This is a genomic window from Streptomyces albus subsp. chlorinus (assembly GCF_013302895.1).
Classification (GTDB): Bacteria; Actinomycetota; Actinomycetes; order Streptomycetales; family Streptomycetaceae; genus Streptomyces; species Streptomyces chlorinus.
On the sequence record NZ_VJOK01000001.1, the window covers coordinates 6,486,987 to 6,493,060 of the forward strand.

The window sequence follows — 6,074 nt, forward strand, 5'->3', positions numbered from 1 at the left end:
CCACGGCGCACGCGTCACTCTCGGTGTCCAGGCGGACGAGGAAGCCTGCCGGGGCCTCCGCCCCGACCTCGAGGCGGCCCTCGCCCGGCTGCGGCGGCTCCTGGAGAGCGGCGGCGCTCACCCCGCCTGACCCGCACCGCCCGGCTCCGCCCCCCCGGCAGCGGTCCCGCCCCGGCGCTACCGGCTCAGCTCCACCTTGCCGAACAGCGCCGCGTAACCGCTCGGCAGCTGGCTGATCAGCTGGTTCAGCTCCCCGCCGGAGACCGCGTCGGCCAGGGTGGACAGCACCGCGCTGGCATCCCACTCGGCGGTTCTGGGCCGGGCCCCGGTGTGCTCGGCGACGCGCTCGCAGAACTGCGCCACGCCGAACGTCTCCGGCGGCTCCTCACCGGCCTCGGCCACGACCGGCCCCAGCGGGCCGGGCAGCTGGGCCGCCAGTTCCTGCGCCTTGACGGGGGTGATCCGGGCGGCGAGCACGCTGAGGACCGCCCAGGTGACCTGCTCGGTCTCCTGCCGGTCCTGGTACTCGCCGCGCTCGCGGACCTGTGCCAGGAACTCGTCGTACCTCATGGTCGGCTCCTTCGTGCCGCTGGGCCCTGCTCTCCCGCCACGCGGTACCCCCTTGTGCCCGGGCTTATGGGTCACCGCACGCCGCCTCCAGCCGTGCGAGCAGTCCCGCCGGGTCGTACAGCACGCGTGCCCCGTCGCTCACGACGCGGCGGGTGCCCGGGTCCACCGGTCCGGTGGCGGCCCACGACGGTGAGCCGACCGCGAACTCGGCCTCCAGCCCCGTGGGCGTCGCGAACCGGCGCTCGACCACGGCCCCCCACCGCCGGGTACGCACCGGCACCGGCAGTCCGAGGCCGGCGGCCCAGGTGTCGCCGTCGTAGGCGGAGGGGGTACGGGTGAGCAGGACGAGATCCACGTCCGAGTCGGCGCGTGCGGCACCGCGTGCGCACGAGCCCACCAGCAGCAGCCCCGCGACGTCGGGGCGCGAGGCCGCCCACCGGGCCGCGCGGCCGACGACCCGGCGGATCTCGGCGGCACGCGCGGGCGACGGGCCGGGCCCGGGGACGAGGTGCGGCTGTGGCCTACGAGCACCCTAGGGCCCACAGGTGCTGCCCCGGTCCGGCCTCAGCGGCTCGCGTAGGGGAGCAGGGCCATCTCCCTGGCGTTCTTGATGGCGGTGGTGAGCAGCCGCTGCTGCCGGCGGGTGACGCGGGTGACGCGGCGGCTGCGGATCTTGCCCCGGTCGGAGATGAACTTCCGCAGCAGCTCGGTGTCCTTGTAGTCGATGTAGGTGATGCCGGCCGCGTCCAGCGGATTGGGGCGGGGCCGCTGCGGCTTGCGGTCGGTGGTACGGCGGGGCATGGGGACCTCCGGGGGTGGTGTCGGGGGCGGGGGACGGTCAGGGGACGGGGGAGAGCAGCGCGTCGAACGCGGCCGGGAACCGCTTCCAGCCCTCGGGGCCTGCCGCGTACTCGGCGTCGGTGAGCAGGCACGCGTCGAGGAGCCCGGTCAGCCCCTCGCGGTCCAGGCCAGGGGAGGTGAAGACCAGGTGCTGGCCCCGGTCGCCGTGCTCGGGGTGCCAGTCCAGGGCGGCGGCGGCCCGGCGCTCGGGCGGCGCCATCTCCCAGGCGGCGTCCGGCAGTGCGGCGAGCCACGGCCCGTTCTCCTCCACGCACAGGGCGCCTCCGGCGGCGTCCCAGGAGAGCAGCGTGTCGGGCCGGTCGGCCAGCCAGAACCGGCCGCGGCTGCGGGCGGCGGCGCAGGTCAGGTCCTCCAGGGCCCGGTAGAGCCGGCCGGGGTGGAAGGGCCGGCGGGCGCGCCAGACGAGGGTGCCCACCCCGGCCTCGTCGGCCTCCTGGGGGAGCAGCGCGCAGGAGGGGTGCTGGGCGGCGGCGGCCGCCCGCACATCGAAGCCCGCGACGGCCAGCCGCGCCAGCTCCGGGGAACCCAGCGGAATGTGACGGGCCGTCGGGTGGAGCTGGGTGAGCAGGGCGCGGTCCTCCTCATCGGCCTCGTGCTCGTCCACCAGCGCGAGGACGGGCGCGTACTCCAGCTGGCGCGCCCAGGTGTCCGCGACGGTGCGCTGGTCGGTCGCCGCGGCGGCCAGTCCGGCCTCGGCCAGGTCGTCGCCGTTGGCGAGGCAGGGCAGCACCAGGGCGGGCTCGACGGCGGTGATCACATTGGTGAGCCGGATGTCCCGCCCTCCGTGGGCGGTGAGGGTCTCGGCCATCGCCTTGGGCTCGACCGAGTCCCACAGCTCGACCACCGCCAGCCGTGCCGAGCCGGCATGCCGCACCAGTTCGGGCACCAGGTCCTCGCGCAGCGCGCAGCAGGCGCAGTCGTTCACCAGCGGTCTCCCGCCGACATCGACCGTGCCCGTCCGGTCGCGGACGATCCGGGTGACGGTGCCGCTCGCGGCGTCGCTCATGTCGTGGTGGAGGGCCACGCTGCCGGGGACGGTGCGCAGCAGCCAGGTGACGACGCGCCTGCGGGCCTCGGCGTGCATGCCGGCCACCAGGACGACCGGCAGCGGTGCTTCCTCGTGCCTCATCGGTCCGCACCGCCCCGGCCGTAGCGGCGCTCGAACCTCTCCACGCGCCCGGCGCTGTCCACGACGCGGGCGGTGCCCGTGTAGAAGGGGTGGCTGCGCGAGGAGATCTCCACGTCGACGACGGGGTAGGTGTGGCCGTCCTCCCACTCGATCGTCTGCTCGCTGGTGAGCGTGGAGCGGGTCAGGAAGGCGAAGCCGGCGCTCTTGTCGCGGAAGACGACGGGGCCGTAGGCGGGGTGGATTCCGGGCTTCATGGGGTGTTTCTCCCTCGGGTGGGCGTCAGCGCTCTTCGCGGAAGTCGACGTGCCGGCGCACGTGCGGGTCGTACTTGCGCAGGGTCAGCCGGTCGGGGTCGTTCCGCCGGTTCTTGCGGGTCACGTAGGTGTAGCCGGTGCCCGCGGTCGAGCGGAGCTTGACGAGGGGGCGGAGGTCGTTGCGTGCCATGGCGGCCACTATATTGTTAATGGAAATCATTTCCAATTGGACCCCGTGAGAGGTAGGTAACACCCGTGTCCGCCCACTGCCAGCTCACCGGGGCGCAACCGCGCTTCGGCAAGACCGTCTCCCACTCCCACCGGCGCACCTCCCGGCGCTTCGACCCGAACATCCAGCGCAGGCGCTACTGGCTGCCGAGCGAAGGCCGGTACGTACGCCTCACGTTGAGCACCAAGGGCATCAAGACCGTCGATGTGATCGGCGTCGAGGCGGCCGTGGCCCGCATCCGCGCCCGGGGAGGGCAGGTCTGATGGCGAAGAAGAGCAAGATCGCGAAGAACGAGCGGCGCCGGGCCGTCGTCGCCCGCTACGCCGCGCGCCGTGCCGAACTCAAGGACATCCTGCGCGGGCCCGGCTCGACGGAGGCCGAACGGCGCGCCGCGCTCGCCGAGTTGCGGCGCCAGCCGCGCGACGCGAGCCCGACCCGCGTGCGCAACCGCGACAGTGTGGACGGCCGTCCGCGCGGCCACCTGCGGGCGTTCGGCCTCTCGCGGGTGCGCTTCCGCGCACAGGCGCACGCCGGCTTCCTCCCGGGGGTCACCAAGTCCTCCTGGTGACAGGCCTAAAGACGACGAAACCCGGGGCCGCTCCGCGAGGAGCGGCCCCGGGTGGGGGCACGGCGCCGGGGCCGTACCGCGCTCCGGCGCGGAGGGGCTCCTCCTTGGAGGTTCGAACGGGGCCCCTCCGCGTCGGCTTCCCGAGCCGACGGAGTGTCAGCCGTTCTGCATCGGGCCGAACTTGAAGATCACCGAGTCGCTGATGACGCGGTCGTTGTCCGAGACCTTCACGAACGACGCCTTCTTGTTGACCCAGTTGTACTCGTCCCCGCCCCAGGCCGAGGCCGAGACGGTGCCGGCGGCGGCCAGACCGACGGCGGCCAGGCCGACGGTGAGGGAGCGCGTGAGGGTGCGCATGCGCATGGAAAACCTCCGTGGGAAGCACGAAAGAACAAGGACGCGTCCATCGTCACCGCCCGGCCGGGCATCACAGAGCAATATATGAAAGACACGAAATAACGGACCCGAATGGCAGAGGCGCCGCGCGGCAGCGGGCGTGCGATCCGCTCCGGCGTCAGACAGCCGGGCGGCCCGTGCCGTGCTCCGCCGGCTCCGCGCCTACCGCCGCGACCAGTTGCGACAGCGTATCGACGGCGTGCGGTATGACGACGAGCCCGGTCGGGTGAGTGTGGCGGCGTTGGGCGTGGCGAGTGAACCCCGCCTTCCGCGGGCGTTGCACCCTTGTGCGCGTCTTGGCCCACAAAACAAGGGAGGATCGCCATGCGCATCCGTACCGCGATTGCCGCCTCCGGCCTGGCCGCCACCGCTGTTCTCGGCGGCGCGACGGCGGCGTCCGCCGACTCGGGCGCCCAGGGCAGCGCGGCGAACTCGCCGGGGGTTCTCTCCGGCAACGTCGTGCAGGTCCCGATCCAGGTGCCGATCAACCTGTGCGGCAACACGATCGACATCGTGGGGCTCCTCAACCCCGCGTTCGGCAACACCTGCGTCAACGACTGAGGCGGTCCGCACGGGTTTCCCGTTGTCACGTGAGCGCCCCGCCGGATTCCGGCGGGGCGCTCACGTGTCCGCACCGCGCGTGAGCGCTACCCGCGCAGTCCCGTCCCGCCCTCCGGCCGCGGCTCCTTGCGGAGGAACGCGGCGCGCAGCGCGTGGTGCGGGGCGCCGGGGTCGAAGAGCACGCGGTGCATGGCGGCCAGCTCCTGGTCGCGGTAGGAGGCCAGCGGTTCGGTGGCCTCGTCGCGGGCCCGGTTGGCCTTCTTGACGGCGAGCCGCTGATGGGTGGCCGGGTCCTCGGCCAGCGCCGCCGCCAGCTCGGCCACGCGCGGGCCGAAGTCCCGGGGCGTGGTCGGCAGCACCCGGTCCACGAGCCCGATCCGGCGGGCGCTCGCGGCGCTCATCGGCTCGGCGTCCCGCATCAGCGCCTCGGTGATCTCCGGTCCGACCCGGCGCGGCAGCGTGTACGTCCACAACTCCGAGCCGGGCAGGCCCATCAGCCGGTAGTGCGGGTTGAGGACGGCACCGGCCCGGCACCACACCTCGTCGGCCGCGGCGGCCAGCATCGCGCCGCCCGCCGCCGCGTTGCCGCCCAGGGCGGCCACCACCAGCCGGTCGGTGGTGGTGAGCACCGCCTCCACCACGTCGTCCATGGCCTGCACGTTCGCCCAGCCCTCGGCCGCCGGGTCGGGGGCGGCCTCCATGACGCCGAGGTGGATGCCGTTGGAGAAGAAGTCCCGGCCGCCGCCGAGGACCACCACGCGGGTCGGCCGGGTGCAGGCGTACCGGTAGGCGGCCAGCAGCCGCCGGCACTGCACGGTGCTCATCGCCCCGCCGGGGAAGGAGAAGTGCACGAACCCCACCCCGTTCCGCTCCCGGTAGCGGATCTCCGTGTACGTGACGCGTTCGGGGGCCGGTTCGAGCGGCGCGGGGCGTTCCGGGACGTCGGGGAGCCGCTCGCCCAGCGCCAGTGTGGCGGGCAGCTTGAACGTGGCCCTGCCGTCCGCGGAGCGGCGCGGCCGCAGCTGCGGGATCCACACCGCGCCGTCCACTGTGGCCCGGCAGATCGCGCCGGCGCGGGTGGCGACGATCTCGCCCGGCGGTCCGTGGAGTTGGTCCTCGAAGTGACCGCCGTGCAGATACCACTCCTCGCCCAGCAACTCGTCCAGCACGCCGGGCTGCGAGTCGGCGGCCCGCAGGGTGCGCAGCACGGTGGACGTCCGGTCCGCGCCCCAGTCGATGCGGCGTGCGGACTGGGGCAGCGCGGGCCGCACCACGGGGCGCTCCTGCTGGGCGCGGGGCCGGTGGCCGCCCGCCGCGAACCGGGCCACGGCGCTGCGGACCGCTTCGAGTGCCGCGTCGGAGACCTCACCCCGGTAGACGTCGCTCTTGGCCGCCTCCCTGGGGAGTTCGCACTCGGCCGACGCCCAGACGTCCCCGGCGTCCGTCTCCGCCTCCGCCTCCGCCCGCACCACCGTCACGCCCCAGCGGGTGCGCCCCTCGTGCACG

11 protein-coding genes are annotated in these 6,074 nt (G+C 74.1%); 3 read left to right on the forward strand and 8 right to left on the reverse strand.

Annotated features, from left to right (window positions below; translation table 11 throughout):
- Positions 1-177: 177 nt before the first annotated feature.
- The 6 genes from FM076_RS28075 to rpmG all read right to left on the reverse strand — a co-directional run bounded on the left by FM076_RS28075 (position 178) and on the right by rpmG (position 3,004).
- The gene (locus FM076_RS28075; RefSeq protein ID WP_173873661.1) at positions 178-570 is read right to left on the reverse strand and encodes a DUF2267 domain-containing protein; all 393 of its coding nucleotides are present in this window, start codon (positions 568-570) and stop codon (positions 178-180) included.
- Positions 571-634: 64 nt separating this feature from the next.
- Entirely contained in the window at positions 635-1,036 is a 402-nt protein-coding gene (locus FM076_RS28080; protein WP_173875067.1) for a nucleotidyltransferase domain-containing protein, read from the reverse strand.
- Between the two features lie 98 nt (positions 1,037-1,134).
- Positions 1,135-1,371, reverse strand: coding sequence for a 30S ribosomal protein S18 (rpsR, locus tag FM076_RS28085; RefSeq protein WP_173873662.1), 237 nt, complete (start codon positions 1,369-1,371; stop codon positions 1,135-1,137).
- A gap of 37 nt (positions 1,372-1,408) precedes the next feature.
- The gene (locus tag FM076_RS28090; protein ID WP_173873663.1) at positions 1,409-2,560 is read right to left on the reverse strand and encodes a CobW family GTP-binding protein; all 1,152 of its coding nucleotides are present in this window, start codon (positions 2,558-2,560) and stop codon (positions 1,409-1,411) included.
- On the reverse strand, positions 2,557-2,814 hold the full coding sequence (locus tag FM076_RS28095) for a type B 50S ribosomal protein L31 (protein WP_173873664.1): 258 nt from the start codon (positions 2,812-2,814) through the stop codon (positions 2,557-2,559). The genes FM076_RS28090 and FM076_RS28095 overlap by 4 nt, the downstream gene beginning before the upstream one ends.
- Before the next feature lie 25 nt (positions 2,815-2,839).
- Entirely contained in the window at positions 2,840-3,004 is a 165-nt protein-coding gene (gene rpmG, locus FM076_RS28100; RefSeq protein WP_173873665.1) for a 50S ribosomal protein L33, read from the reverse strand.
- 65 nt (positions 3,005-3,069) lie between these two features.
- Between rpmG and rpmB the strand changes: the two genes are divergently transcribed.
- Both rpmB and rpsN read left to right on the forward strand, forming a co-directional pair.
- Positions 3,070-3,306: a 50S ribosomal protein L28 gene (gene rpmB / locus FM076_RS28105; RefSeq protein WP_173873666.1), complete on the forward strand. Its 237-nt coding sequence runs from the start codon at positions 3,070-3,072 to the stop codon at positions 3,304-3,306.
- Positions 3,306-3,611, forward strand: a complete 306-nt coding sequence (gene rpsN / locus FM076_RS28110; protein WP_173873667.1) for a 30S ribosomal protein S14 — start codon at positions 3,306-3,308, stop codon at positions 3,609-3,611. Before rpmB ends, rpsN begins: the two co-directional genes overlap by 1 nt.
- Before the next feature lie 156 nt (positions 3,612-3,767).
- Here the strand turns inward: rpsN and FM076_RS28115 are convergent, their stop codons facing one another.
- Positions 3,768-3,974 carry a hypothetical protein gene (locus FM076_RS28115; protein WP_173873668.1) on the reverse strand — a complete coding sequence of 69 codons (207 nt, stop codon included), beginning with the start codon at positions 3,972-3,974 and terminating at the stop codon, positions 3,768-3,770.
- Positions 3,975-4,331: 357 nt separating this feature from the next.
- On the opposite strand from FM076_RS28115, the gene FM076_RS28120 reads away from it, so the two are divergent.
- Positions 4,332-4,568, forward strand: a complete 237-nt coding sequence (locus FM076_RS28120) for a chaplin (RefSeq protein WP_173873669.1) — start codon at positions 4,332-4,334, stop codon at positions 4,566-4,568.
- A gap of 86 nt (positions 4,569-4,654) precedes the next feature.
- On the opposite strand, the gene FM076_RS28125 is transcribed toward FM076_RS28120, so the two are convergent.
- Positions 4,655-6,074: enoyl-CoA hydratase-related protein (locus FM076_RS28125; RefSeq protein WP_173873670.1), on the reverse strand; the 1,420-nt coding region annotated here is incomplete at its 5' end.